Annotated in this window: 22 protein-coding genes and 1 pseudogene; 7 read left to right on the top strand and 16 right to left on the bottom strand. The window is 60.4% G+C overall.

Annotated elements, in window-relative coordinates:
• The first annotated feature begins 14 nt into the window (after nucleotides 1–14).
• The gene (locus tag EKO19_RS26710) at nucleotides 15–8378 is read left to right on the top strand and encodes a GH36-type glycosyl hydrolase domain-containing protein (protein ID WP_217705618.1); all 8364 of its coding nucleotides are present in this window, start codon (nucleotides 15–17) and stop codon (nucleotides 8376–8378) included.
• Here the strand turns inward: EKO19_RS26710 and EKO19_RS26705 are convergent.
• The 5 genes from EKO19_RS26705 to EKO19_RS26685 form a co-directional block, all read right to left on the bottom strand.
• Entirely contained in the window at nucleotides 8352–8600 is a 249-nt protein-coding gene (locus tag EKO19_RS26705) for a BON domain-containing protein (protein WP_129780405.1), read from the bottom strand. The genes EKO19_RS26710 and EKO19_RS26705 overlap by 27 nt on opposite strands.
• A 292-nt stretch (nucleotides 8601–8892) precedes the next feature.
• A complete protein-coding gene (locus EKO19_RS26700) occupies nucleotides 8893–9102 on the bottom strand; it encodes a hypothetical protein (protein ID WP_129780403.1) in 210 nt (69 codons plus the stop codon).
• 178 nt (nucleotides 9103–9280) lie between these two features.
• On the bottom strand, nucleotides 9281–9595 hold the full coding sequence (locus tag EKO19_RS26695; RefSeq protein WP_129780401.1) for a hypothetical protein: 315 nt from the start codon (nucleotides 9593–9595) through the stop codon (nucleotides 9281–9283).
• 198 nt (nucleotides 9596–9793) lie between these two features.
• The gene (locus EKO19_RS26690; protein ID WP_129780399.1) at nucleotides 9794–10228 is read right to left on the bottom strand and encodes a DNA-binding transcriptional response regulator; all 435 of its coding nucleotides are present in this window, start codon (nucleotides 10226–10228) and stop codon (nucleotides 9794–9796) included.
• 129 nt (nucleotides 10229–10357) lie between these two features.
• Nucleotides 10358–10738, bottom strand: coding sequence for a hypothetical protein (locus EKO19_RS26685; RefSeq protein WP_129780398.1), 381 nt, complete (start codon nucleotides 10736–10738; stop codon nucleotides 10358–10360).
• A gap of 311 nt (nucleotides 10739–11049) precedes the next feature.
• On the opposite strand from EKO19_RS26685, the gene EKO19_RS39570 reads away from it, so the two are divergent.
• Nucleotides 11050–11178 carry a hypothetical protein gene (locus EKO19_RS39570; RefSeq protein ID WP_281281114.1) on the top strand — a complete coding sequence of 43 codons (129 nt, stop codon included), beginning with the start codon at nucleotides 11050–11052 and terminating at the stop codon, nucleotides 11176–11178.
• 371 nt (nucleotides 11179–11549) lie between these two features.
• Here EKO19_RS39570 and EKO19_RS26680 read toward each other — a convergent pair whose 3' ends face one another.
• Nucleotides 11550–11765 carry a CsbD family protein gene (locus EKO19_RS26680; RefSeq protein ID WP_129780396.1) on the bottom strand — a complete coding sequence of 72 codons (216 nt, stop codon included), beginning with the start codon at nucleotides 11763–11765 and terminating at the stop codon, nucleotides 11550–11552.
• Between the two features lie 297 nt (nucleotides 11766–12062).
• On the opposite strand from EKO19_RS26680, the gene EKO19_RS26675 reads away from it, so the two are divergent.
• From EKO19_RS26675 to EKO19_RS26665, 3 genes are all read left to right on the top strand, one after another.
• Nucleotides 12063–12677 (top strand): hypothetical protein, encoded by a 615-nt coding sequence (locus tag EKO19_RS26675; protein WP_129780394.1) that lies wholly within the window; start codon nucleotides 12063–12065, stop codon nucleotides 12675–12677.
• Nucleotides 12678–12771: 94 nt separating this feature from the next.
• On the top strand, nucleotides 12772–13152 hold the full coding sequence (locus EKO19_RS26670; protein WP_129780392.1) for a hypothetical protein: 381 nt from the start codon (nucleotides 12772–12774) through the stop codon (nucleotides 13150–13152).
• 884 nt (nucleotides 13153–14036) lie between these two features.
• A complete protein-coding gene (locus EKO19_RS26665; RefSeq protein WP_129780390.1) occupies nucleotides 14037–15623 on the top strand; it encodes a PAS domain-containing sensor histidine kinase in 1587 nt (528 codons plus the stop codon).
• A gap of 409 nt (nucleotides 15624–16032) precedes the next feature.
• Here EKO19_RS26665 and EKO19_RS39315 read toward each other — a convergent pair.
• The 8 genes and pseudogenes from EKO19_RS39315 to EKO19_RS26625 all read right to left on the bottom strand — a co-directional run.
• Nucleotides 16033–16233: pseudogene (locus EKO19_RS39315) on the bottom strand (AlpA family transcriptional regulator); the annotation flags it as partial.
• A 401-nt stretch (nucleotides 16234–16634) separates the two neighbouring features.
• Nucleotides 16635–16979, bottom strand: a complete 345-nt coding sequence (locus EKO19_RS26655; protein ID WP_129780386.1) for an addiction module antidote protein — start codon at nucleotides 16977–16979, stop codon at nucleotides 16635–16637.
• An 11-nt stretch (nucleotides 16980–16990) separates the two neighbouring features.
• Nucleotides 16991–17287, bottom strand: a complete 297-nt coding sequence (locus tag EKO19_RS26650) for a type II toxin-antitoxin system RelE/ParE family toxin (protein WP_129780384.1) — start codon at nucleotides 17285–17287, stop codon at nucleotides 16991–16993.
• 131 nt (nucleotides 17288–17418) lie between these two features.
• Complete coding sequence (locus tag EKO19_RS26645; protein ID WP_129780382.1) at nucleotides 17419–17646, bottom strand: hypothetical protein; 228 nt, start codon at nucleotides 17644–17646, stop codon at nucleotides 17419–17421.
• Between the two features lie 144 nt (nucleotides 17647–17790).
• Nucleotides 17791–18540 (bottom strand): IS21-like element helper ATPase IstB, encoded by a 750-nt coding sequence (gene istB / locus EKO19_RS26640; RefSeq protein WP_129780380.1) that lies wholly within the window; start codon nucleotides 18538–18540, stop codon nucleotides 17791–17793.
• A gap of 13 nt (nucleotides 18541–18553) precedes the next feature.
• On the bottom strand, nucleotides 18554–20095 hold the full coding sequence (gene istA, locus EKO19_RS26635; RefSeq protein WP_129780378.1) for an IS21 family transposase: 1542 nt from the start codon (nucleotides 20093–20095) through the stop codon (nucleotides 18554–18556).
• A 183-nt stretch (nucleotides 20096–20278) separates the two neighbouring features.
• Entirely contained in the window at nucleotides 20279–20467 is a 189-nt protein-coding gene (locus EKO19_RS40015; protein WP_129780376.1) for a helix-turn-helix transcriptional regulator, read from the bottom strand.
• Complete coding sequence (locus tag EKO19_RS26625; protein WP_129780374.1) at nucleotides 20464–20688, bottom strand: hypothetical protein; 225 nt, start codon at nucleotides 20686–20688, stop codon at nucleotides 20464–20466. Before EKO19_RS26625 ends, EKO19_RS40015 begins: the two co-directional genes overlap by 4 nt.
• An 800-nt stretch (nucleotides 20689–21488) precedes the next feature.
• Between EKO19_RS26625 and EKO19_RS26620 the strand changes: the two genes are divergently transcribed.
• The gene (locus tag EKO19_RS26620) at nucleotides 21489–22811 is read left to right on the top strand and encodes a tyrosine-type recombinase/integrase (protein WP_129780372.1); all 1323 of its coding nucleotides are present in this window, start codon (nucleotides 21489–21491) and stop codon (nucleotides 22809–22811) included.
• 279 nt (nucleotides 22812–23090) lie between these two features.
• On the opposite strand, the gene EKO19_RS26615 is transcribed toward EKO19_RS26620, so the two are convergent.
• Nucleotides 23091–24161, bottom strand: a complete 1071-nt coding sequence (locus EKO19_RS26615) for a hypothetical protein (RefSeq protein ID WP_129780370.1) — start codon at nucleotides 24159–24161, stop codon at nucleotides 23091–23093.
• A gap of 101 nt (nucleotides 24162–24262) precedes the next feature.
• Between EKO19_RS26615 and EKO19_RS26610 the strand changes: the two genes are divergently transcribed.
• Nucleotides 24263–25102: a hypothetical protein gene (locus tag EKO19_RS26610; protein WP_129780368.1), complete on the top strand. Its 840-nt coding sequence runs from the start codon at nucleotides 24263–24265 to the stop codon at nucleotides 25100–25102.
• A gap of 86 nt (nucleotides 25103–25188) precedes the next feature.
• Here EKO19_RS26610 and EKO19_RS26605 read toward each other — a convergent pair whose 3' ends face one another.
• Complete coding sequence (locus EKO19_RS26605) at nucleotides 25189–26118, bottom strand: hypothetical protein (RefSeq protein ID WP_129780367.1); 930 nt, start codon at nucleotides 26116–26118, stop codon at nucleotides 25189–25191.
• Between the last annotated feature and the right edge of the window lie 511 nt (nucleotides 26119–26629).

Here is a 26629-nt window from a genome sequence, read left to right as displayed (position 1 = left end):
GCGATAACGAAGCGGTGCTGCTCGACGCCTATCGGACCATGACCTCGGCCCACTCGGGCGACAACATCACGCCAGCCGGTGAGTGGCTGATCGACAACTATCATCTGATCGAACAACAGATCCGCAAGATCCACAGCGACCTGCCGCCGAGCTTCTACCGCCAGTTGCCGAAGCTCGCCGACGGGCCGTTCATCGGCTACCCGCGCGTCTTTGGCATGGCATGGGCGTGTGTCGCACACAGCGACAGCCACTTCGACATGGAAGCTCTGCTTCGGTTCGTGCGTGCGTACCAAGTGGTACAGCCCCTCACGATCGGCGAGCTGTGGGCGATGGCGATCACGCTGAGCATCGTGCTGATCGAAAATCTGCGCCGCGCCGCCGAGCACATAGTGAACGGGCGGTTCGAGCGCGAGCAAGCCGATGCGATCGCCGACCGCTTGCTCGGAGTGAATGGAGCCGCGATCGATCGACAGGCACTCTCTCGATATTTCCTGGAGCACGGCGAGCTCTCCGCTTCGTTCGTGGTGCAGGTCGTAAAGCGCTTGCGCGATCAAGATCCGCGCGTAACGCCAGCATTGCAATGGCTGGAGGAACAGCTCATCGCCAAGGGCACCACTTCCGACCGAATGGTTCACGACGAGCACCAGCGGCAGGGCGCGACCAACGTGACCGTACGCAACATCATCACCAGCATGCGCCTGATCTCCGATGTGAACTGGGCCGAGTTCTTCGAAGCCGTGAGCCTGGTCGAAGCGACGCTACGCCGGCAAACCGACCTGGCGCAAATGGATTTTGCCACCCGCAATCTGTACCGCAGCGCCATCGAGCGCCTGGCACGCCGCTGCACGCACAGCGAGTTGGAGATAACGCATGCGTTGGTCGCGGCAATCCGGTCGGTGAGCGAGGACGATCCCGATAAGTTGCGCAAGCGCGACCCTGGCTATCATCTGTTGGGAGCCGGCCGACGTTCCTTCGCCACCGCCATTGGATGTCGCACCTCGCTGGACGGCTGGCCACGGGCACTGAGCGATGCAATCGGCCCCACCGGCTACATTTCTTCCCTGCTGCTGCTCGCCGCGCTGATTATCTGCATACCACTGGGTCTGCTCGCAGCTCAGGGAATCGCACTGTGGCAATTGTCAGTGTGCGCATTGCTGGGAATCATTCCTGCCACCGATCTTTCGGTCGCGTTGGTCAACCGCGCGGTTACGCGAGGGTTCGGCGCAACAATGTTACCGGGCTTGTCACTACGTAGCGGCATTCCAGCGGACCTGCGCACAATGATCGTTGTGCCGGCGCTGCTGACCACGCGCGAAGCTATTGAAACATTGCTCGAACGACTTGAAGTCCACTACCTGGCCTCTGCCCACGGCGAGCTGCATTTCGCGCTGCTTCTGGATTGGACCGACGCGGAAACCGAGCACACTGCCGAAGACCCGGCGCTGCTGCAGTTGGTGACCGACGGTATCTCTCATCTCAACCGCATCCACGACGCTCCCTCGCAGGGCGCACGCTTCTATGCGTTGCATCGCCGACGCATCTGGAGCGAGAGCCAGCAACATTGGATGGGCTGGGAGCGCAAGCGAGGCAAGTTGCATGAATTGAATCAGCTGCTGCGTGGAGCCGTCGACACGACGTTTGTCCGTGCTCCTGCCGGGATGGCGGTGCCAGCCGACGTTCGTTTCGTCATTACGCTCGACGCCGATACCCGCTTGCCGCGAGAAGCCGTGCGACGCATGGTTGGCAAGCTGGCACATCCACTCAATCGCGCCCGATTCGACAGTAGCCTCGGCCGAATCGTTGACGGCTATGCGGTACTCCAGCCGCGCGTGACACCATCGCTGCCGATAGGCCGCGAGGGCTCGCTGTTCCAACGTACCTTCTCCAGCATGACCGGCATCGACCCGTATGGTGCTGCTGTTTCCGACGTGTATCAGGATCTGTTCGGCGAAGGTTCGTACGCCGGCAAAGGCATCTACGATATCGACGCATTCGAGACAGCGCTGGCCGGCCGAGTGCCGGACGGCTCGCTGCTCAGCCATGATCTGTTTGAAGGCACGTTCGCGCGCGCCGGGCTCATTTCGGATGTCGAGGTGATCGAGGAATTCCCTGCGCGCTACGACGTCGCATCGGCTCGCAACCATCGATGGGTCCGTGGCGACTGGCAGTTGCTGCCATGGCTCCTGGGCCGCGGTGACGCCGCTCGGCGCGGTATCGGAAGATTGCCGTTGCTCGGCCAATGGAAAATGCTCGACAACTTGCGCCGCAGCCTGTCCGCTCCGACTGCCCTGCTCGCCTTGCTGATCGGCTGGCAACTGCCGTTACACGCGGCCTGGATATGGACCGCGTTCGTACTGACGGCGATCGCGCTTCCCGCGCTCCTGCCGGCCCTGGCGGCGATCATGCCTCGACGCGATGTCATCGCCCGCAGTCACCTGGCAGCTTGGGGCCAGGACATCGCGCTCGCCGGCACGCAGATCGGATTGCTCATCGCTTTTCTGCCACATCAGGCCTGGCTCATGGTCGATGCCATTGCGCGCACTCTGTACCGCCTGACCATCAGCAAGCGCAACTTGCTCGAGTGGGTCACGGCGGCGCAATCGCAGCTTGCCTCGCAACCAGGTCTGGTCGGTGTCTACCGGCGAATGTTTGCAAGCCTGCTGGCGGCAGCGAGCGCCATGGTGCTGGTGGCCTCAGGCGGATTCGAAACATTCTGGGTGGCGCTGCCGTTCGTGATGCTGTGGACCGCGGCGCCGGCGATGGCGCGACGGATCAGCGAATCGCCGCCGGCCGCCGGTCGCTTACCAGCCTCGGCCGAGGACCGCCTCGGGTTACGCCTGGTCGCTCGTCGCACCTGGCGGTACTTCGAAACATTCGTCACCGATGCTGACCGCATGCTGCCGCCGGATAACTTCCAGGAAGATCCGCGACCCGTGGTGGCTCATCGCACCTCGCCCACGAACATGGGTTTGTATCTGTTGTGTGCGGTCAGCGCTCGCGACTTCGGCTGGCTCGGTACGCTGGACAGCCTCGAACGGCTGGAAAAGACGCTGGCGACAATGCAACACTTGCAGCGGTTCCGCGGTCACTTCTACAACTGGTACGACACGCGCGATCTTCGACCGCTCGATCCGCAATACGTTTCCTCGGTCGACAGCGGCAATCTTGCTGCCCACCTCGCCACCGTCGCCAACGCTTTGCAGGAGTGGACCCGAATCCCGATCGATGCCGCGGCTCGATTCGAAGGCATTGCCGACGCAGTGGCTCTGGCGCATGGCGCTCTGCTGAAACTTCCTCAGGATGATCGCACGCAGGCGCTGACGCGACGCCAGCTTGCAGCGTCACTGGCCGAACTGTCGAAAGCACTTCAAGGAAACATTCCGCCGACAGCCGTGGCCGCGACACTGGTTCACGCCGAGGCACAGGCAACCATCCTGAGCGACGGCGCTCGCGCACTTTCGGGCGAGCATGACGGCTCGGTGTATCAAGATTTGCTGTTCTGGGCCGAGGCGGCGCACCGCTCCATCAAGAGCTGGCAACGCGACCTCCAGACGCAGGACGACGAGGACGCGAGCCTGTCGAATCGGTTGCTGGCGCTGGCCGGCACCGCCCGCGCGCTGGCCCTGGAGATGGACTTCCGCTTCCTGCTGGATCCCGAACGCAAGCTGCTGTCCATCGGCTATCGCGTGCCGGACAACGCGCTCGATGAGAGTTGCTATGACTTGCTGGCATCCGAGGCCCGCCTCGCGAGCTTCTTCGCCATTGCGAAAAACGATGTGCCGGCAAACCACTGGTTTCGCCTCGGCCGCGCCGTGACGCCGATCGGACGTGGCGCAGCCCTCGTATCATGGTCGGGCTCGATGTTCGAATACCTGATGCCTTCGCTGGTCATGCGCGCTCCCGCCGGCAGCCTGATCGAGCAGACCACTCGCCTCATCGTGCGCCGGCAGATGAGCTACGCAGCTTCATTGGACATCCCATGGGGCATTTCCGAATCGGCTTACGGCGCGCGCGATCTGGAATTCACCTATCAGTACTCCAACTTTGGCGTGCCCGGCCTCGGGCTCAAGCGCGGCCTCAGCGAGAATCTCGTCATCGCGCCGTACGCCACGGGCCTCGCAGCCATGGTCGACCCGACAGCGGCGATGCGGAACTATGCACGACTTGAAGAGGTCGGCGCACTGGGCAGCTACGGCTTCTACGAAGCACTCGACTACACACGTACCCGACTGCCCGAGGGCATCGATGTCGTGATCGTCAAGGCGTTCATGGCGCACCATCAGGGAATGACCATCGTCGCCGCGGCCAATGTCTTGTTCGATGGCAGGATGCGTGCGCGCTTCCACTCCGACAGCATGGTGAAGGCCGCGGAGCTTCTGCTGCACGAACGGACACCGCGAGATGTTTCAATTGCCCGCCCAAGAGTCGAAGAGGCGCAATCCTCGGAACGCAGCAACGATCCGCAGCTGCCGACATTGCGACGCCTGCACACCCCGCATTCCGCCGCTCCGCAGACACATATCCTCTCGAACGGGCGCTACGCCGTGATGCTGAGCGCCGCCGGATCCGGTTACAGCAGATGCGGCGACATCGGTATCACTCGTCTGCAAGAGGATGTCACGCGGGATGATTCCGGCAGCTACATCTTCCTGCGAAACGCGACCACTGGCGCGGTCTGGTCGGCTGGCTTTCAGCCGTGCGGCGTCGAGCCGGACAGTTATGAAGTGACGTTCAGCGAGGACCGCGCCGAATTCGTGCGCGTCGACGGCTCAGTGACGACGACCCTCGATGTCGTCGTTTCTCCGGAGGACAATGCCGAGGTCAGACGGATCTCGATCACCAATACCGGTAGCAGCTCGATCGAGCTCGATGTCACCTCTTACAGCGAGCTCGCACTCGCCCCGCCCGCAGCCGACGCCGCTCATCCGGCATTCTCCAAACTGTTCGTGCAGACCGAGTTCGTGGCCAACCTCGGTGTACTGCTGGCCACGAGGCGACGGCGTGCCGCGACCGAGCCGGAAGTCTGGGCGGCACATCACCTCGCCGTGGAAGGCACGATCTCTGGGCCGCTCGAATTCGAGACCGATCGAGCGCGTTTTCTGGGGCGAGGCCGCGAAGTCCACGAACCGGTCGCTGTCATGGATGGTCGGCCCTTGTCGAACACCGTCGGTACCGTGCTCGATCCGATCTTCGCGCTGCGCCAGCGCGTTCGCATTCCGCCGGCGGCGACGGCGCGGCTATCGTTCTGGACCTGCGTTTCGACCACCCGCGCCAACGTGTTGGATCTGTTCGACAAGCACCGCGACGCTAACGCTTTCAGCCGCGCCGCGACCCTCGCGTGGACGCAGGCGCAAGTCCAACTGCATCATTTGGGCATCAGCGCCGAAGCAGCTCACCTGTATCAATGTGTCGCCAGCCATGTGCTGTTCGCCGACGCCTCACTGCGGCCCTCCGCGGCGGCGATACAACGCGGCGGCTGCACGCGGCCGGCCCTTTGGGCGCATGGAATTTCAGGCGATGTGCCGATCGTGCTGTTACGGATCGAGCATATCGAGGACATGGCGATCGCGCGGCAGTTGTTGCACGCACATGAATACTGGCGCTTGAAACAACTGGCCGTGGACCTCGTGATCCTGAACGAGCGTGCGGCCTCCTACGTTCAGGATTTGCAGATCGCTCTCGAGGGAATGGTGCGCACGCGCCAGTCGCAACCGCAGCTCCACGTCGACAGCACCAAGGGTTCGGTGTTCGTGCTACGTACCGATCTGGTGTCCGCAGAAACACGCGCGACTCTATCTAGCGTTGCGCGCGCAGTGTTCGTCGGGGCGCGAGGCATGCTCGCAGATCAACTCCAGCGTCGCACCGCCCCCGCCGATGTTCCGTCGGGACTGCGGCGGCCGAGAATGGCGGACAGCACGCGCACCGAACTCACCTCGCCGCCGCCGTTGGAATTTTTCAACGGCTTGGGCGGCTTCACTGAAGATGGGCGCGAGTACCAGATCAATCTCGAAGCCGGTCAGACCACGCCCGCGCCCTGGATCAATGTGATTGCCAATCCACACTTCGGCTTTCAAGTTTCCGCCGATGGCGGCGGCTACACCTGGGCGGTCAACAGCCGTGAAAACCAGCTCACGCAATGGTGCAACGATCCCGTGACCGATCGGCCCGGCGAAGTTTTGTATGTTCGCGATGAGGACGACGGAACGCTATGGAGCCCGACGCTTGCACCCATACGTGATGCAAGCGCGCCGTTTCACGTTCGTCACGGCCATGGCTACAGCGTTTTCGAACATCAAGCCAACCAAATCGCGCTCGAGCTGCAGATGTATGTGCCACTCGAGGATTCCATCAAGATATCGCGCTTGCGCATTCGCAATACCTCGACCCGAACTCGGCATCTTTCCATTACGGCTTACGTCGAATGGGTTCTGGGCACGTCGCGCGCGGCCTCGGCACCCTTCGTGGTGACGCAGATGGATGCCAGGACGGGCGCTATGTTCGCTCGCAATCCTTGGAATTCGCAGTTCGGCTCACGCGTGGCGTTTGCGGATCTGGCCGACCGACAAACTCAGTGGACCGGCGACCGTCGTGAATTCCTCGGTCGGCACGGCGCGCTGGAGCGCCCCGCTGCGTGCAATGGGCTTGCGGCACTCTCCGGGCGCGTTGGCGCTGGATTGGATCCCTGCTGCGCGCTGCGGACGCTCATCGAGTTGGAGCCAAACGAATGTATCGAGATCGTGTTCCTGCTCGGCGAAGCTGCCAGTGCAACCGAGGCGCAGCGACTGGTGCAACATTATCGTGACGCCGACCTGGACGCGGTGCTCCGTCACGTAAAGGACTTCTGGAAGGAAACGCTCGGCGCGATTCAGGTCAAAACACCGGACCGCGCCATGGATCTGATGTTGAACGGCTGGCTGTTGTATCAAACGCTGGTGTGCCGAATCTGGGCCCGCTCGGCGTTCTATCAGGCCAGTGGCGCGTATGGCTTCCGCGACCAGCTACAGGACGGGATGGCGATCGTGACCTCGCAGCCCGCGCTCACTCGTGAGCATCTGCTGCGCGCGGCGGGCCGCCAGTTCGTGCAGGGCGATGTGCAGCACTGGTGGCTGCCGCCCGGCGGACAAGGCGTTCGTACCCGCATCAGCGACGACCGTGTATGGCTCGCCTATGCCGCCGCGCACTACCTCATCAGGACCGGTGACACCGCAGTTCTCGATGAAAGCATCGCCTTTCTCGAAGGCGTCGCGCTGGAACCTGGACAACACGACGCATACTTCCAGCCGAACGTTGCCGATACCGCCGCGAGCTTCTTCGAACATTGCGCCCGCGCGCTGGACGATAGCCTCACGCAGGGAGCGCACGGCCTGCCCTTGATAGGAACCGGCGATTGGAACGACGGCATGAATCGCGTCGGCGAACACGGTCGCGGCGAAAGCGTCTGGCTCGGATGGTTTCTGCATGCGACGCTGTGCGCTTTCGCGCCGTTTGCCACCGCCCGGAACGAAATCGGACGTGCGCAGCGCTGGTTGACGCACGCCAAAGCATTGCGCGAAGCGCTCGAGCACCATGCTTGGGATGGCCAGTGGTACCGACGAGGATATTATGACGACGGCACGCCGCTGGGATCGGCAGGCAGTGACGAGTGTCGCATCGACTCGATTGCGCAATCCTGGAGTGTCATCTCCGGCGTTGCCGAGCCAAGCCGTGCTGCCCAGGCCATGGCGGCGCTCGATGAACAACTCATTCGGCCCGACGATGGACTGGCGCTGCTGTTCACGCCGCCGTTCGATCGCACGTCGCTCGATCCCGGCTACGTCAAAGGCTATCCACCCGGCATCCGCGAGAATGGCGGACAATACACTCATGCCGCTGCGTGGTCAGTTATCGCTCTTTCGCAACTGGGCCGCGGCAATGCTGCCGGCAAGCTGTTTGCAATGCTCAATCCGATCAACCGCACGAGCACGCGGACTGCGGTGCGCCGCTATAAAGTCGAACCGTATGTGGTTGCTGCCGATGTTTATTCGGTCGCTCCTCACGTCGGACGCGGTGGCTGGACGTGGTACACGGGCTCCGCCGGATGGCTATACCGGGCCGGCATCGAAGCCATCCTTGGACTGCACGTTCAGGGAACGCAACTGCTGCTCACGCCTTGCATCCCTGAAGGCTGGCGGCACTTTGACATGGTTTACAGATATCGATCGGCACGCTACGAAATCGCCGTGAACAATCCCAACGGCGTTTGCCAAGGCGTGGCCCGGATAACCGTGGATGGAATTCGAATGCCTCCAGGCGAGCCGCGCGTACCGCTGTTGGATGATGGAGCCACCCACCGCGTGGAGTTGACTCTCGGTTCAGCCGAAGGTGCGAACGTCCAGTAGATTCTTGACGTGCAGGACGCCGCGGACATGCGCTGTGACTTGCACCGCTTCGATGCGCACGATGTCGGTCTCGACGAATCCGCTGAGGGCGACGATTCCGGCCAGAGTCTCGACGCAGATATCGTGATGCGCGGTGATCGGGTCTTGTCGCAATACCGCTCTTACTTTGGCGGTGATGACACCATCGGCGATCGCATTTCGTGTCGACTGTTGGATGCTCATGGCGATCTCCGCTGTCTCTAGCTACGACCTTCCTTATGCGCCTACCTGGCAGAGAACGCCAGGAGAACCACGCCTGAGCTAACGGCGCCGGGTTCACATTCACAGCGCCGCTCACGACGAATCATCGGCTCTCGTCACTTCTGCCCAACGACGTAGGAATCGTCTTTCCTGCTTCGTGATTTCGATGGCAGAGTGGACGTCATCGAGCGCGGCCAGGAGATGATTCCGACGAGGTCATGAACTGCCGTCATCGAAGCACCATGGATGTCGGGCGCCGCGCCAGGAAGAAAAACTAGTGCACGCCGTTGACCGATCGCCCGTCGGCTAAATTCCATAGAAACAGCCACAGGGTCTGCAAGATCTGCTCATCTTGCTGCCCATCGGCGATGAGCGCATTTCGAAACGCCAGGTAGCGGCTTTGCGCCGCCGGCTGCAGCGCTGCGTCGGCCACCTGATCGACGGTCGCAAGCTTCGTCGCCAGGCTGACGGGTCGCTTGTTCACACTGCGGCGCTGGAAATGTAGCTGAATCCCTGCACTCGTCCGTCGCGGAGGATGAGCGGTTCCACGAAGAAGGACCCGCAGTAGGCGCTTCCGTCGAGGCGGCGTCGCCACGCCCGTCGTCGCCACAACCGAATCTTTTCGTGGCGCTGATCACCGGGCTCCGCTGAATCCCACGACATTATCGACCGCGGTTGCCGGCGACTGCGGCTCTGCGAACCTGCTCCTCTTGGACTTGACCGAGCGTGAGTTGCGTTTGCTTGGCAATGACCGCGAGCAGGAGATGATTCGATGTCCTCGGCAGGCGCAATGCATGCAAGCGCTCCCAGATCTCGATGCGCTCGCGCGGGTCCTTTACGGGCGAGGCCTGCGCTTCCAGTTCGCTTTCCCGCAGGGCAACTCGTTCCTGCTGGGCTCTCTCCACTCGCAGCCGGAATTCGGCCACGCTTCCCGGCACATTGGCGACAAGATCAAACGACTCGCGAGCGATTATCATTGCAAATTCCCATTACCCGAAGTGGCATTCCTGAAGGCGCTGCTCGCGAACATTCTCTCTTTCCGGAGACGGCAGCTCAGCCTGCCAACGACTCGATCAAGAGCAGCTCGATTCGCCAACGCTTTCGTCATGAACTGTTACCGGCGTCCTCGCATACCTGCTGCTCGCAGACTGCGTGAACGAGTGCCCGCTCGAAACTCAATACATCGCTTCGAGCGAGCGGGCCGGGACGGCGATCACCCCGTGATCCCCCAGAATTCTCAGCAGGTCGGCAGACGCGAACGGTTTCGTCAGCACAGGCACGCGAAACTCCTGCAGCAGCATTTGTTGCTTCGTGCCGGCATGACCGGCCAGCGCCACGACGCATAGGTCAGGATAGGTTTGTCGCAAGACGCGGAGTATGTGATCAGCCCCCATTCGCGTATTGGGATCGGCGCCAACGTCGGCGGAGGCCAGATCGAGGATCACCGCCGCGGGCGGATCAGCTCGCGCCGCTTTGATCACATCGACCAATCGGGCTTGGGGCAGCGTTTCCAAACCGTGTGCCGCCAGCGCCTCTTTGATCCACATGGAAACAAGCGGCTCCTGTTCTATCAGGAACACGGTACGTGAAAGGCCGAGCTGCGATTTCATTGGACCCTCTCGGCAGTTCATTCACCGGACACTCAGTCCAATAGAACTTCCACCAACGACACCCGGTTCCAACGACGGCGCGCAAGTGCGCGACCGGCGCCTCAAGAGCTGCTGACTTCCAGCCAGCCCTCATTCCCTCCGTCCGAGGTTGAGTCCCTGCGAGAATCGATAATCGACCGCGCCGCCGAAGCCCAGCTCGGTTGCCTTGTTACGGACCGAGCCGGGGTCACGATGCAACTGGGTCGCAAGATGCATCACGCATTCATCGGCATGTTGCCAGCTTCGTGCCTTTCGCCCGTTCAGGAACGCCTGCAGCTGGACAATCTCATCTTCCCGCCATTCTCCGTGAGCCTGTGCCGCAGCCTCACGATGCAGTTCTGCAGCCTCGTCGTTGCGCAACGTCTGCGTCAGCACCTCGATGAGTGTCGCCTTGTGCTCGGCGGGCATCTCGCTGGTGATGACAAATCGAAGCGCTGCATGCAATGCGGCCGGTCGCTTTTGATACTTCATTGGCTCACCTATGGCACTCAACGCCAGGCCACGGCCTGACACTCGTCATCTCCGGAGCTGACTGCGCAAACAAACCAGTACGCAGTGTGCGCGCTTCAGTCGTCATTTGATAGGTAAATGTGCCGACCGCATTCCACTTGCTCCCAATTCAGGCCTGCATCACCCGGCAGCCCGCTGTAATCGCTCGATTTCTCGCTGGTGACACAGCGGCCGCGCGGATCTGCACTGCCGATGTCGCTCGCTCCTTGGATGCCTGCCTCCGGAAGCTGCTATGCTGCCCTCCAGACATTCATCCACTACAGAAGACTCCGTTGAACAAGACACCCAATTTCAAGCAGCAAAAGAAGCGCCGCGAGGACCAACAGAAGAAAAGAAACGAAGAAAAGCAACGGCAGCAGGCGGCGCGTAGGACCAACACGCTTGAGCCAGGAAAATCCTGACCTCCACCGCCATGGGCCGACTGCCTGGCATCGGACGATGACTCCGGGCGCCGATCGAGTCATCGCGGCCGCCCGATCACCTGCGTAAAGGGACTGCGCACCGCCCAGCGGCTTTTCAGCGACAGCGCCTGTCGATGCTGCAATGATCAAAGAACAACGATCGTCCGCTGGAAACGACGGTCGCGTGAGTTACCAGCGCTCGATTCTATCGATTTCGCGCAGCTGGCAACGAAGCCGCTGATTCACCGGCGAGCTCTGACAGACTTTCCCGACCAAACCGATGTTCCTCTCGATTGCGATTCGACGCTGCGACCTACGCATGACCTGCGCTTCCCTCACAGTAAGGAGCGAGCGACTGCGCCGCTCGCGAGCTATTTCGGGCGATAACTTTTGTTGCGCTCTTCGAAAGCCCGAATCTCCTTTTCAGCATCCATTTTATTGACCCCGTAAACTTCCTGGATCGCATTCGACAGTGCGGCCCGGTTGCCCGCGATCGCATGCAATCGCTCGTCATCGAGTTTCAGCCAGCGCGCTTTCACAGTGCCGCGAAACTGCGCCCAATTGCTCTCAACCAGAGTCCAATTCATAAATTACATCGCGAGGTGTTGGAAGGGTCGCGCAGCCTACTCTGATTCGTCGCCATTTGCTGAAGTCCCGGCCGCTCATGGCCGGCCAGACGCATGGGCCGTCGTAACACCTGTGGTTCCACACATCCCAGGCGTGAATCCGACGCCGTCGGGCGATTTAGCTATCTATATTGCTCGACAAGGCGCACACTGCCCCTGCTCATCAGTCGCGATCGAGCGATTCTGCTGCGTCATCCTGCCCGCATGACAACCGGCGGCGCACAGCCTTCCCCACGACCTACCGCAGCGGAGCCTCCCATGTTGCACGATCTATCTCGCCAGCTCAGGCGAATGATGAAGGAAAGCACGCGTCCGAACCTCGGACGGCGAACTTCTTCAACGTCCCTGCTGGAGGGCAATGTCATCAGGTTGAAAGGCGCGATTGGCGTGCCCGCCGCCGGCACAGGAGGCTCGTGGCGGAATCGCCTGCTCGTAGAGCAGGGCGCACGAATGCACGTCACGTGCATCGAGCGAAGCGACGGCTGCGCAATCGCCATGCTCGATCACCGCGGCGTGGTCTGCGCCTGGCACGATTTGTTACCCGGCGCTGCGGCCTTTGATTTCAGAATCATTGGCGCTCATATGTCGCAGTTCTATTTGCCGCAGGACATCACACTGCTTCGACCGGATCGCGACCTCCTCGCCGCATGCCTGCACGGCTCGACCACTCAATGCGGATGGCGTCGTCGCCCTGGCGGATCGATCTTCTGGGCTGCGACTGTCATTCAACCGATATACCTCGACAATGGAGAGCTGAATGGCTACTCCTATGTGACTCGCTTCGCGCAGGACCCTCGCGGCCGCGCTCCATCGGAGGTCAGAGACGTGCCGCGACGGTACTCCACATTCCAAGGCGCGATCGCAGCCGCGTGACAGTGCGATGTCGAATACTACGATCGTTGCTCTCCGAGGAGAGCCCCAGCATGAGGCTCGCCGCTTTCTTTGCTCTGTTACGACGTGGGAGTTCTTGAGCGATCTTGGCCAGACTTTCGGCTGGCATCCCAGAGGCTCGACCTACGTAACGACTGCGCGGCAAAGAACGCTGCCGCCGCCGGCCATACGCCATAACTACCACCCTGGCGGCATGAAGGATTGCAAACAAATCGAAGCAGACGACGCGACAGAGTGGGCAAGCGCGCTTGGGACCGCGAAGCACTCTTCGTATTTCAGTGGAATGATCGGAGCCCACGCGTCACTGGTGCACTCCGCCGAAGAGCCGCTGCGGAACATGGTGGACGAGTTCATCGATTTCGCGCGCGCTGGTGCCTTCGTGTTTTCTCTCTGCGCGGAGCCAGATGAACTCGCCCGCCTCTCCAATGGCAGCGAGCGAGAAGCCAAATCTCACTAGGATGAGTTTGAAGGCGCGAATGAGCTGCATCGAGCGATCGCGCCAAAGTAGCAGACACATGATCCAGGAGATCTCCGTGCCCCGCATTCCCCTCGGAAGTCGCTGGAATTCACCAGGCCGCCGCTACGCAGGCAACTGGCGGCACAATCCATGGATAAATGCTGCACACGGCACCTTGCAAGATAGGGGCGATACTGGAGGCGGCACTGCAGTCGACGCAGCTTCTGCCGATGTCCAGCAGCCGATCCATGCGCCGGGATCAAACCCTTCTCAGCATCATGACAATCCCCAGGACCAGCAGCAACGAGCGGCTGTGAGAGCTTGGGAGAATGAAGGCGGCAACCTCGGCATTCATTCAGGCATGGGCCGCTAGCGCTCGCTTCGAGGCGCACTCCGCTACGGCCTGGTTCATTCGCCATGATGGTGATGTCTCGAGCCCGCGCCACGCTCGGAGGGAAATCAGACGGTGGCGACCGCGAGGATGCATGGTGACTTCGGCTCGCAAATCTTTCCCTTCACTTTCATCTGGTCACCGCCACTCGGCGCCTTTCGGCCACGCAGTCTAAACCGAATCGTTCTCGGATCCGGCGATGGCGTCGCTGACGCTGTTACATCTACCCACGCTCTATCAATTCGACTGAACGCCCCTTCTTGAGAGAGCGTCGAATGAGCAAGATCTACGTGGGCAATCCGCCCTTTTCGGTCAGCGAAGACAGCATGCGCGCGCTGTTTTCGCAACATAGCGTGGTCGATCTATGGCCTCGATCAACGATCGCGAGACGGGCCGGCCGCGCACCACACAGGAAATGAGCGCCGTATGCACCAGAAAACCTCAAATGATTCCAATGAACTGAACTAATCATGTCCGCCGCCGTTGTGATCGTATGGAACCGCACTCCACTGAAGCAGAGCCACTGACCGAGTCCTCAAAATGCGGCGCCTCGGACCTGCAGGACAGCGGCCGACAGCTGGCCCGCCTCATCGAAGGCGTTCGAGACTGCGCCATCTGCATGATCGACTGCTCGGGTGACGTGATCACCTGGAATGCGGGGGCGGAGCGCATCAAGGGTTATACGGCCGATGAGATCATCGGGCGACACATCAGCGAGTTCTACACGCCGGAAGACCGCCGCGCGCAGCGGCCCGCTATCGCCCTCGAGACTGCTGAACGCACCGGCAAGTTCGAAGGCGAAGGCTGGCGCGTGAGAAAGGATGGCACCCGATTCTGGGCCAGCGTCCTGATCGACGCCCTTCAGTCGCCGGACGGCGAGCTGATTGGATTTGCGAAGATCACACGAGACATGACCGCTCCTCGTCTGTTGCAGGAACAGTTGAATCAATCACAGAAGATGGAAGCGATCGGCCAGCTGACCGGCGGCGTGGCACACGACTTCAACAACCTTTTGACGGTGATCCTTGGCAACCTCGATAGCCTTTCCGAGGAGTTGCCGTCGGAACGCATTCGCTGGCGGCGCCGCGTCGACCACGCGTTGCGCGCGGCCCAGCGGGCCGCCACACTGACGCAGCAGCTGTTAGCCTTCGCGCGGCGCCAGCCGCTCAAACCCAAGCCTGTCGAGATCAATCAGTTGCTGGCGGCGTGGACTGAAATGATCCGGCGCACACTCCCAGAAAAGATGCGCATCCGATGCGTCAACGACGAATCGGCTGGTATCGCGGAGATCGACGCCAATCAGCTCGAGAATGCGCTGCTGAATCTGGTCGTGAACGCACGCGACGCAATGCCCGACGGCGGTACGCTGACCATCGAAACAGCCACCACGAGCGTGGGCCCGAACGATACGCAGCTGGTGCCGGATCTGCAGCCGGGCAAGTACATCCTGATCTGCATCACCGACACTGGCGCGGGAATGTCGCCCGCGGTGCTCGACCGGGCATTCGATCCGTTTTTCACAACCAAGCCGCTGGGTCAGGGCACGGGATTGGGCCTCAGCCAGGTCTTTGGGTTCGTCAAACAATCGGGCGGGCACGTCAAGATTTATAGTCGCCAGGGACATGGCACGACGATCAAAGTCTATTTGCCTCAGATCGCCATCGCCGAGCACGACTACCCGGGCCCGACGTTGGCCGAGACCCCGAAAGTCGCCCGCGATGAGACCATCCTGGTCGTCGAGGACAACGATGCGGTCAGAAGCTTCACTACAGACACGCTGCGTGAGTTCGGCCTGACCGTCATCGAGGCAGCCGACGCTGCCGACGCACTGAAGATACTGGACCGCAATCGTCAGATCGATCTGTTGTTCACCGACATCGGGTTGCCTGGCATGAATGGCCGCGAGCTCGCGGCCACCGTGCGGCGCCTCTACCCCTCGGTGCGCCTGTTGTTCACGAGTGGGTATGCCCAGCAGATAACGTCGCCCGTAGCGTCGAATGGCCCATTGGACATAGCGCTGCTGACCAAGCCTTTCACCCGAACGGAGCTCTACCAGCAAATTTGTGATTCGCTGGGTTGACGTGACGTGTGCTTTTGCAGGCGATCTGGCCAACCCGAAGTGCGCATCGCTCGGATAAATCAGCTCCCCCGGCGCCCCCTCCCTCGTACACCACGTCCAGGGACGCGATCATGAGTCATGACCACAGCTTTATCGGCTGCGCAGCTCTGCCTGGTCTGAAGCTGCTTAGGGTGCCTGCAACGCAGGCGGGGGTACGACGATGCCCTCGTCGTCAGGGAATAATCGTCGAGAGCGAGGATGCCGCGGGCGCGACCGTGAGACAAGTTAGATTTTCGGTCGCGCCGGCGTCTCGTCTAATTAGATCCAGCAAGATCTGCTGAGAAAGCGGCCGACGCGATCTTCCTTTCCCTGCACACCGGCGAACGTGATTTGCGCGCAACTTCCGTCTTCCATCTATGCAAACCCAGGTGCGCCGCTGAAGCTGTTCCGCGATCCATTGGTCTATATCAACAGAATCCCAACCCACCGCTCGGATGCCGATGCGTAGCGGTCGAGGAAACTTCCCGTCGCGAATCAGTTTATAGAGATGTGCGCGCTTGAAGCCGCACCGAGCCTCAACGTCCGCCCTGCGCAGAATGCGGCGCTCTGCTTGATTGCTCTCAGTAGACACATGAACCTCCGAGGCGACATGCCACGGGAGCGAGTCTGCTGTGTACCACTGCGGGCCAGCGACAAAGAATCGGGAATGGCGTGTATCGCATTGTTTGTTGCACGCTGGCCTCCGAGTGCGCCAGGGGCCGGTTGCCGCGAATCGCACGCCGACACCCAGACTCACCCGCAACGTATGCCGTTGATGCGGAAGGCCGAGGCACCCACTGTGCCATCAGGCAGCTCTCATGCTTTTCCTTCCTTGGACAACCCTCTTATCTCGGCCGCGGCGGACCGCAACGGTTGCCGCGACCACTATCCCAGCGAACGCCTCCGGTGTTGACACTGTCAACACCGGCGCCGCACCCCAGCAACCCGATGGGCACTGTCGTCGCAGACTGCATTGGTCTTTGCTTATCTAGGCTACGCCGCCTCTGCTCGCAGCTTGAGGCCGAGTGCGCGCGTGACTTTGAGCACCGTGCCGAGGCTGGGATTCGCGCCCCTACTCAGCGCGCGATATAAACCTTCACGCGTGAGGCCGCTGTCACGCGCGACGCGCGACATGCCACGAGCGCGGGCAATGTCACCAAGCGCGGCAGCGATGAAGGACGGATCGTCGCCCGCTTCTTCAAGGCACGCTTCGAAATAGGCGACGATATCCGCCTCGGTGCGCAGATGATCGGCCACGTCCCACTTCGAAAATGTGATTTTCGATGTGCTGGCGGATTTCTTCGCCGCCGGCTTGCGTCCCTGTCGCTTCGTTGCCATGACTATGTTCCTCACTCGGTCCAGTGCGTTGCGATCTCGATCGCGCGCTCGATGTCGGCCTGTTGCGTGCGTTTATCGCCGCCACACAACAGCAAGATGATTGCCTTGCCCTTGCGGCTGAAATACACGCGATATCCTGGCCCGTGGTCGATACGCAGCTCGCTCACACCCGAACCGACAGCCTTCGCATCCCCAGCATTGCCCATCGACAGGCGACTAATGCGGGCGTCGATGCGTGCCTTCGCCTGACGGTCGCGCAAGCGATCAAACCAATCGCGGTAGATCGAGGACTGACGAACTTCGAACACGATCGAACCTCAGTGTAATGGATCGGTTACACCCTGTAAACGATCGGTTACAGGCACTCAGTGAACCCTGGCTAATGCAAGAAAAGCCCCGGCCGCGGGCACCGGGGCTTTTGTGACGCCGCCTGTTCCGATCAGGTGCAAGCGGCCGACTTCTGCGCGGCCACCCGCTCCAGCAAAGTATCGATGATCTTCTTAACGAAACGCTGCTCCGTTCTGCTCAGCTTCGCATAGCACTCAGCGTGCCGCACACCGGCAGGAGACAAGCGACGATTCGGCCGTATCGGCATCTTCAAGCCGGCTAGCTCTTCGACGGAGGTGCCGAAGATACGCGCGAGCTTTACAAGGATCAGCACGGACACTCGCCGGTCGCCCCACTCATATGCGTATTCCAGCGATCGTGAACAGCGATTCCACGCGATGGTGAACAGTGCGTGGTGCCGGCGTCTGGAGGGTTGGTTTCTACGTTAGGTGTTCACGATCCGTCAACTACGTGATCCGTTCTGCTAGATGTCGGCCTGCGTGCGGGACTTGCGCATCGATTCGCCGGGCACCTTCAGTTCAATGCGATGACTCTGGTGAACCAGTCGATCCAAGATTGCATCGGCGAGCGTGGGTTCGCCGAGATAGGCATGCCAGGTGTCGACAGGTAATTGACTGGCGACGAGCGTGGAGCCGGTGTTGACGCGGTCATCGAGGATCTCCAGCAGATCAGCGCGGTCTTGAGCAGTCAGCGCGGTGAGGCCCCAGTCGTCGAGCACGATGAGTGAGGCTTTCGAGAGCGTCTTGAGGAACTTGATATAGCTACCATCGCCGTGCGCGATGCGCAGTTCTTCGATGAGCCGCGGCACGCGCCAGTACAGCACTGAGTTGCCTTGCCGGCAGGTTTGCTGAGCGAGCGCACAGGCGATCCACGTCTTGCCGGAGCCCGTGGCGCCCGTGATGAGCAGGTTCTGCGAACGACGGATCCACTCGCCGGTGGCGAGTGAGGCGATCTGACGTTTGTCGAGACCACGATTGGCTTTGTAATTGATGTCCTCGATGCTCGCTTGGCTCACCTTCAGCCGCGCGCCACGCAGTAAACGCGTGCGACGCTGGTTGTCTCGCCACAGTCGCTCGCGATCCACGAGCAGCGCGATGCGCTCCTCGAACGAGAGCGATTGCACCGCTGGCGTTTGCTGCTGTTCTTCAAGTGCCTCGAGCAGGCCATGCAGCTTGAGGCTCTTGAGGGTTTCGATGGTCGGATTCGTCAACATCTCTTCTCCGTCGTCAGTGGTAGTAACCAGGTCCGCGCACGTTGCCGTGTGCGGGAAGATCAAGGGCGAGCTCAGCGTTGGCGGGCCGCAGATCGCGACCGCTCTCGAGGATGGATTTCACGCTCTTGCGCGTGGGGCTGCCGAGCCGTCGCGCCAAGGCGCTGGCCGCCTCCAAGCGCGACTCGCCGTATTCACGTGCCAGTGCGAGCAGACCCAAGCAGGCTCGATAACCCTGTTCGGGGTGCGGCTTCGAATGCAGCAGATGCTCGACGACCGCGCCCGTGTTCGAGCCGATCGACTCGCCCCATTGGATCAGTCGTTTCGGTGACCACTGCGCGTGCGCTCGGTGAGCCTTCGGCATGTGCTCGGGTAGCGTCGTGTGCGCCCCACGCTGATACGAACGTATGTGACTGGCCACGCGCTCACTGCGGAAGAAGACTTCAACCGAGGTGGCGGTGAAGCGCGCCCAGACACTGTGGCCGACGAGTGCATGCGGCACGCTGTAATAGTGACGATCGATCTCGATGTGATAATCGAAGGCGACCGTGCGTTCCTTCCATTCGGCGTATACATACGGTGCGGACGGCAACGTGCGCATCGCGGGCCGATCCAGTGCCTCGAACACGCTACGTCGGGACCCAGGCAGACGTTGGAACGATCGCTCGTTGAGCTCGGCGAGCAGCGGCCGGATCGCTGCATTCAGTTCATCCAGGCTGAAGAAGCGCTGGTGACGCAATCGCGCAAGGATCCAGCGGCACACCAGGAGCACGGTCAGCTCGACGCGGCTTTTGTCTTTGGGTCGGTAAGGCCGCGCCGGGATGATTACGGCCTGATAGTGCGAGGCGAGTTCCTCGTAGGAACGCTGCAACTCCGGCTCGTAACGATCGGCACGGGTGACGCCGACTCGCGGGTTGTCCGGCACCAAGATTGTTGGAGCCGCACCGTAGTACTCCAGTGCCCGCACGTGGCTCGCGAGCCAGTCCGGCAGCGTCTGCGTGCGCGTCGCCTCAGCATACGCACAGCCGCTGGCGCCCATGGCAGCGACGAACAACTGCGCGTGGAACGACTCCTCACCGCCGCGGCCATGGATCGGCACGGTGCGCCCGGCGTAATCGACGAACAGCTTCTCGCCGGCGAAGTGCCGCTGACGCATCGAGCGCTTCAGGCGCTTTTCCCAGCGACGATAGATCGCGCAGAAAGCGCTGCGCTGATACGCAGCCTTGACGTAACGCTCTGCGTACTCTTCCCACAGCAGCTGCAATGTCACGTGCCGGTGGCGTTTGAGCTCGTTGTGGATCCACGCGCAGTCCGGTGCCACCAGCGCGTTAGCCTTAGCCGCCGTCGTCGGCCCAAAGACGCGCAGCTCTAACTCCGCCTCCGGCAGAGATTCCGCATCGGCTGCGCTGATTCCGGCCGCGCGCACCGCTCGCAGGTACTTCGAGACCGCCCCAATCGACAGATCCAGGGCACGCGCCAGCGCTCGCACGCTCAAATTGCTCGATTGCAGCCCGATCAGCCGCTTCAACTTCGACATGGAGATCCTCTCGTTCGGCATCGACTGCGGCTCCGCGGGCAAAACCCGCAAGACTACGCAGTCCGCTTCTCGATCAATCCCCAGCCGCCGACACTTTCCACGCATCGTGAACGCTCTTCCACGATCGTGAACACTTTTCCACGGACCCCGCCCAAGTGTTCACGATCCCGTGGAATCGTGTTCACGTTGCCGTGGATTGGGTGTTCACCATCCCGTGGAAACCCTGTTCAAGATCGCGTGGAATACGCACTCATACGCAAACACCGCCTGCTGAGACACGTTGAGCGCACGTGCCAACTCAGCCTGTGTCATGCCTATCTCCTTGCGCAATTGGCTTATGTGTTTGCCGAGCGCTCGAAAGTACGCCCGCGACTCAGCCTTTATGGTGCTCATGACGACACCTCCGGCTGATCCAGCAGCACCGCCACCTTTTCCAACAGCGTCAGCAGCCCGGCCAAGGCATCGGCGATATCGAGTGCATCATCCTCGCCATACTCGGCCGCGAGCCTGATGCACCTAGCAACGTCGAGTGCCTTCCGCAACTCACGTAGCAGCGCCTGGGGATCGAGCTGCGTCCTTTGTGGCCGCGCCTGAGCCTTGCCGCGGCCCTTCATGGCGCACCTCTGGCGCGGGCAGCCTGTAGACCCTCCAATGTTTCCAGCACAAGTACGCGAGCCATGCGCAACGAGGCGCGTAGCGCCGCAGCCTCGGTTGCCCACTCGTCGCTTGCCGCGGTCTCCACGAGACCCACAATGTTCGCGGCGGTCGCGAGCGGTGCCACGTCCACGCCGGCAATAACTATCGGCGCTTCGGGCGGAGGTATCGCCGAGCTGGGAGCCGAATGACTGCCTGGGTCAACGTGCTCGGGCCGAGCCGGGGCTCGCTGCAATCAACTTCATGCGTGGCGATCGACGCAGGGCTCCAGTGATCTTGTTTGAGCGACACGCGACGCTGGCCGAACAGCGACGCAGATGTGCGCCGCTGGGCACGCCTTGAACGGCTGTGTAGTCGTCGGCAAGAGCCTCGCGATCAGTGTCGCTGAGGCCGGGAAGGTCTTCGATTGATATAGCCATGACAGCACCTCGATTGCGAAGTTGTGATCAGGCTGTCGCGCCCCCTGGAAATCGAGGGGCGGGATAGCCGTTTCGCTTCTGAGATGCTTTGCCAGGCTTTTCGTATGGTTTTCGTACAGAACGCCGAAAACCCGGAAAATAGTGGCGGAGAGGGAGGCCGAAAACCGCCGATAGCTGTCTCGTTCCATATTCATCCACCAAAGTCTACTGAGGGCTGATTGATCACGCCAAGTCTCTGACCTGCTTTGGAAATACGGTGCGCGCGAGTTCCATATTGATCGTTTAAGCGCTCCCACGTTCCAGTGCTTGATGGCGGACAGAGATGGCGGAAGGAGTCAGTCATGCCTAAGCGAGCACGGGAACTGTCCGCTCGTACTGTAGCGTCTTTGCGGGGTGATGGTCGGTATGCGGTGGGGGTTGTGCCCGGTCTCTATCTGCGGATCGAAGGCGCGTCGCGCTCCTGGGTGCTGCGCTACCAGCGGAAGGGGCCGCGCCGGGAATTCGGTCTTGGGAGCTATCCCGCGGTTTCCCTGGCCGAGGCCCGTGACGCCGCGTGGGCTCTGCGCCGCGCGGCAACCTTACCGGAGCCAGTCCAAGCTCCGGGGTCCGCGGCCCAAACTGCCCCAGCTGCGCCCGAGCAGCCGCCCGTTCAACGCGAGCCAAGCTCCCCCTCTCCAACTCCCGATGCCAATGGTGAAGGCCCGATCACGTTTGAAGGCTGCGCTCGGACATTCATCTCAGCTCAAGAGGCTGGCTGGAAGTCCAAGAAACACGCTAAACAGTGGACCGCGACACTGGAGGCCTACGCATTCCCTGTGATTGGCGCGCTCCACCCGCGCGACATCACCATCGACCACATACTGCGAGTCCTAAAGCCCATTTGGACGAGCAAGACAGAAACTGCAACGCGAGTCAGAGGACGCATCGAAGAAATCCTGGACTGGGCCGAACATCGAAAGCATCGAAGCGGCAAGAACCCAGCCCGCTGGAACGGCAACTTGCAGTTCGAACTGCCCTCGCCTACCAAGCTCAAGAAACGGAAGAAGCGCCACCACCCGGCGCTGCCCTACCTGAGAGTTGGCATGTTCATGGCCGACCTTCGCTCGCGACAGAACGTCTCCCGGAAGGCACTCGAATGGGGCATCTTAACCACCACGCGCAGCCAGGAGATCAGAGGGGCCCGACATAGCGAGATCAATTTGCAGCTGAAGCGATGGACGATCCCCAAGGAGCGAATGAAGCTCGAGAAGGATCACATCGTCCCGCTGTCCCAGGCTGCGATTAATCTGTATCAAAGCCTGCCCCGCGTCGAGGGCTATGATTTACTGTTTCCGGCATCTGAGGGTGGAGAACTTTCCGATGCCGCGCTGTGCGCGGTTATTGACGATATGCATGGTGCGGATCTCCGCCGCGGTGGCATTGGCTACCTGGATCCGGTGCAAAATAGGGTCGCAACCCAACATGGATTTCGCTCCACCTTTCGCGATTGGGCCGCAGAAGTCGCTTACTTCCCTAAGGAGGTAATCGAGCATGCGCTCGCCCATAAACTCAAGGACGAAGCCGAAGCGGCCTATCAGCGAGGCACTTTGCTTGTGAAGCGAGCGATGCTGATGGAGCAGTGGGCGTCGTACTGTAGTGAATCCAATCCACAGCTGCATCCGTGAGGATAAGACCCGCAGAGCGTTCTCAACTGATCGTGCTGGCTTGGCCTCTATCAGACCGGCGCTGCAGGCATGTTAGAGCACTAGCGTCCCCGACTGCGTAGGATGCAGGACAGGAGACCTGAGCCGACGCCGCATTGCCTTGCTTCACAGAAACTCGTGAGTTCGTGAAATTAATCAATGATCGGCACCGCCGCGCGGCAGATTGCTGAGATCCACCGAGCCAAATCAAGGATGTTTGTCGCGCTTGAAATCATCGGAACCGGACATTCGACGCAGTCCTTAGTTATTAACAACACCCAGCATTTTCAAGACAGCTCTCTCTGAAATGCGGTAGCGCTGGAGCCTCAACGCCAACTTCTCAATCATCGTTACCGCATCTGACGGCGGCTCCGTCAACTGCCCATGAGAGACTTTGTCGCGAACGGCCTTGAGCCGCACAAACTCATCTACATCTGTAGTCGTCATGCCTGGCCACGCGAAGATTGAGCACCAGAAAAACCGTTCCTTTAAAGTCTTCAATCGCTCTGGCTGCTCCTTTAAAAAGGCCGTAGTGATAGCGAGGCTCGGTAGCGAGGCGTCTAGAATACTTGAAATCCTTGCCACATCCGTCGCCCCAAAGCTTCGATGGGTCTCCACCTCTACAGCCAGGAAGAAAAACAAGAATCGTTTAAGCGCATCTACCTCATTGGTGGCAAGATAAATGAGAGCGGCCACCTTGCGATCAATCTCGCTCGCCAGGCTTGGCACTTCGTCCAAAACTCTTCGAATGACATCTTCACTCAGGTGGCGCGAGTATGAGCCAGTCGCTGAGAGGGAGAATCGAATGTCGTGCACCAATCGGAGATCGGGGGTAAGCCCAAACACCTCGCGAGTTACGTGACGTGCAGTGCATTGGTTTCCGCCTACCTGGAATAGGCCACTAACGGCCAAGACCACTCGAGGCAAGACATCCTTCTCCAAGTCACCGAGGGCCGCCTTCTCACTAGTGAACATGTCATAGGTTGTGATTGACTCGCCGGAATCTTTAGCTCGCCCCATTTTCTTGACGGGGTCGGTGCGAACCTCAATGAGTAAGTACGGCCCCAAGCACGAGCGCTCTTCTGACCACTTTAGTTCGTCATCTAACAGTCTTTTTCCAATAAGCCTCTGGCAAGCATCATTAACGGAAAATCCGATTGCAGCTTGGTACTCGGTTCCCTCCACGGTTCTCGAATTGACGTCCACCAGAGTCGACGGGGAGCACCTTACCCCCGCCAAGGAATATATGTTTAAGCTGCGGAACGTGGCTTCAATTTCCAACCCGTTCTGGAAACCCAAACTATCAAGCGCTGCCGCAGATAAACCGCTCATCGATGACTGCTCTATTCCTTTAGGACGATTCCGACGCTCCGACTGCACTTCGAATAGCGTCGATTCTTTCTTTGCACCACCGGAGATTATAAGCTGGCCGCATGAACCGTAAAGTCAACTTCCGCCACATCGCAAAGGCGCGCTTGTCTCAGGCGAAGATCGAGCTGGAGAGCGGAAACGATGAACGCCTGAAGTATGCGGCGCTTGAGCTGCGGATGGCTATCGAGGGAGTCACTTACGACCGCGCGATGGCCTTTAAGGATGAGATTCCTCCTTCGGAGTTCGGCACGTGGCAACCAAAGAAACTTATGCGATTGCTACTCGACATCGATCCTGATGCGGACCAAACGGTGACCGTAAGTTTCAGCGAGGAAATTCAGCCAGGTGTTCCAACGAAGGAGTGGCACACCCTAGGCACCGATAAAGTATTCAACCTTAGATCAATTCGGACCCATTACGATGCATTGGGCTCGTTCGTCCACCTACTATCGATCAAACAGTTCGAGGCAGGTCAAGCGCACGATTGGGCGAAGATTAGGAAGCGCTGCGAGGTCATCGTAGCGGAACTTGAAAAAGTGCTTGCATCGCCGATCTACAACATGAGGATGAAGGGAGTTGCCACCCTCAACTGCATGAGGTGCCACCTCCCGGTGCGCAAACACTTTCCCCACTCTGCTCAGATAGTGCAAGCGGAGTGCCTGGAATGTGGCGCGCTCTATGACGTTAAGAAAGCCGATGCGCCTGGAGAAGTCGAATGGCTCGCCAATACAGTCGACTTCCAATGCCGTGCCGACAACTGTTCGACGGTGATTGCCATTTGGCGTGACCACATCAAGGTTGGCGCCAGGTTTCAATGCCCCTCATGCTTGAAGCAGTACATTGTCCAACTAGTCGCGATGCCATTCGCAGAACTTGCACCAGGAGACCCAGCTCAAGGATAGCGAGCAGCCCCTAAGCCGCCATTGGGATCGCATGCCCTGATTCCAGGAGAGGCGTGGGTTCGGAAAGCTATAAGTTGATGAACTAACTACGCCAGCCGCTCGATCAGGGCCACGAAACTCTCCGCGCTCTCCAGGCGCTTGCCACGCGGCTTCCATAGCGTGTCGAACGCCCGCGTATAAAATTTTGTGTCGTTCGAGACAACGAGGTCTGCCCATTGGAGGTAGGCCAACTGCTCATAGTCTGCTTGCGCATTTCGATCTATGTTCTCTCGCTGTTCTAGAGCGGCGTGGTAGCCGTTGTACATAAATCCTTCTACGAAGGCGGTATAGAAGGCAAAGCGCTCCGGCGCGCGCGCCCACTGATCAGCTAGGGGAGCAGGCCGATGCGGGGCGACTAGGCTCATCAGGTGCCTACCAGTGCGGACCATCTCCGTGCAACGGAAGCGCTCGAACGGATAGTTCGCCAGATCAGCTTGGGTCGGTTTCGCCCCTAGCCTTGCCTTAGCCTCCGCTCGGATCTCTTTCGATATGCTTTTTTGATTTACGCTTTTCTGGTAATCCTCATCCCGCTCCCGCTGACTCTCCACCCACTCGCGCTCCAAGTCCCCGGTCTCGGCCGCAGCCCGCAACCTGGCAACGAGGCGTGGCCGCGAATCGTAGCGCTTACTCGGTTTCTCAGGCAGCAAACGTCTTGCGAGCGGCCCCCGACCCATCACCAACTCCTCACGCCATATATCGGTCTTCTCAAGAAAGATCCCCCCATTGCAAACATCCAGCGCATAGGCGAGATGCTGCTGCCACTCCACGCGACGTTCCGCACCATACGCCGCTAGGGTTTCATTGAGGAAAATCGGCGTTAGAAACGCTGATACGCTGCCCTTAGCAGTAAGTTCGCGTAGCCGACTCTTACGAAGCAAATCAAATCGCTCTTCGTGAAAGGCCGATCGATCGAAGATGATCCTCAGTGGGCGCGAGCGCGCGTTGCCGCGCCGTTCTCGACTGCTTCGCGAGGTCATGAGACACCAATAGCGTTCCAACGGGAGCATCCGGGAGCAACCCGAAATGCTGTAAACGGAGGGAAAAAATCACCCCCACTCGGGCACGGATTCGTATGCCTGCGCAGCATGTGTGCTACGGGCCTCGTCCAAATTGCGCACACCATCCCCATAGATTATTTATGCAATACACACAGAAGTCATAGATGGTGAGGACAACCCACCGAAAGCACTGCCACAGCACTGGCAGCAGGCATGCAAGGATCCTCCATGCAACAGCAACCATCGCAATAGACGCCATGATGCTCAACACTACGATGGTAGCCCCACCAGCATTCTTGCCCCAACTCTGGCGGAACGTTAGACCAGGTATTCCAGTACGAACGCTGAAGCCTTTCGTCCCGAGCGACCCGTGCCTGCCACGATGACTCAAGGACGCGCCGGATCCGCTCGCATTCACACCCCAGCCGTTGCCCAGATTAATTCTTCTTTGAAAGCGAAAGCCCATCGCATCCTCCTCCATCGACGATGA

The organism is Peristeroidobacter soli, from assembly GCF_004138485.1.
Taxonomy (GTDB): Bacteria; Pseudomonadota; Gammaproteobacteria; order Steroidobacterales; family Steroidobacteraceae; genus Steroidobacter; species Steroidobacter soli.
The sequence above is the reverse complement of the archived record's forward strand: the minus strand, read 5'-3'. Positions and strand labels throughout refer to the sequence as shown.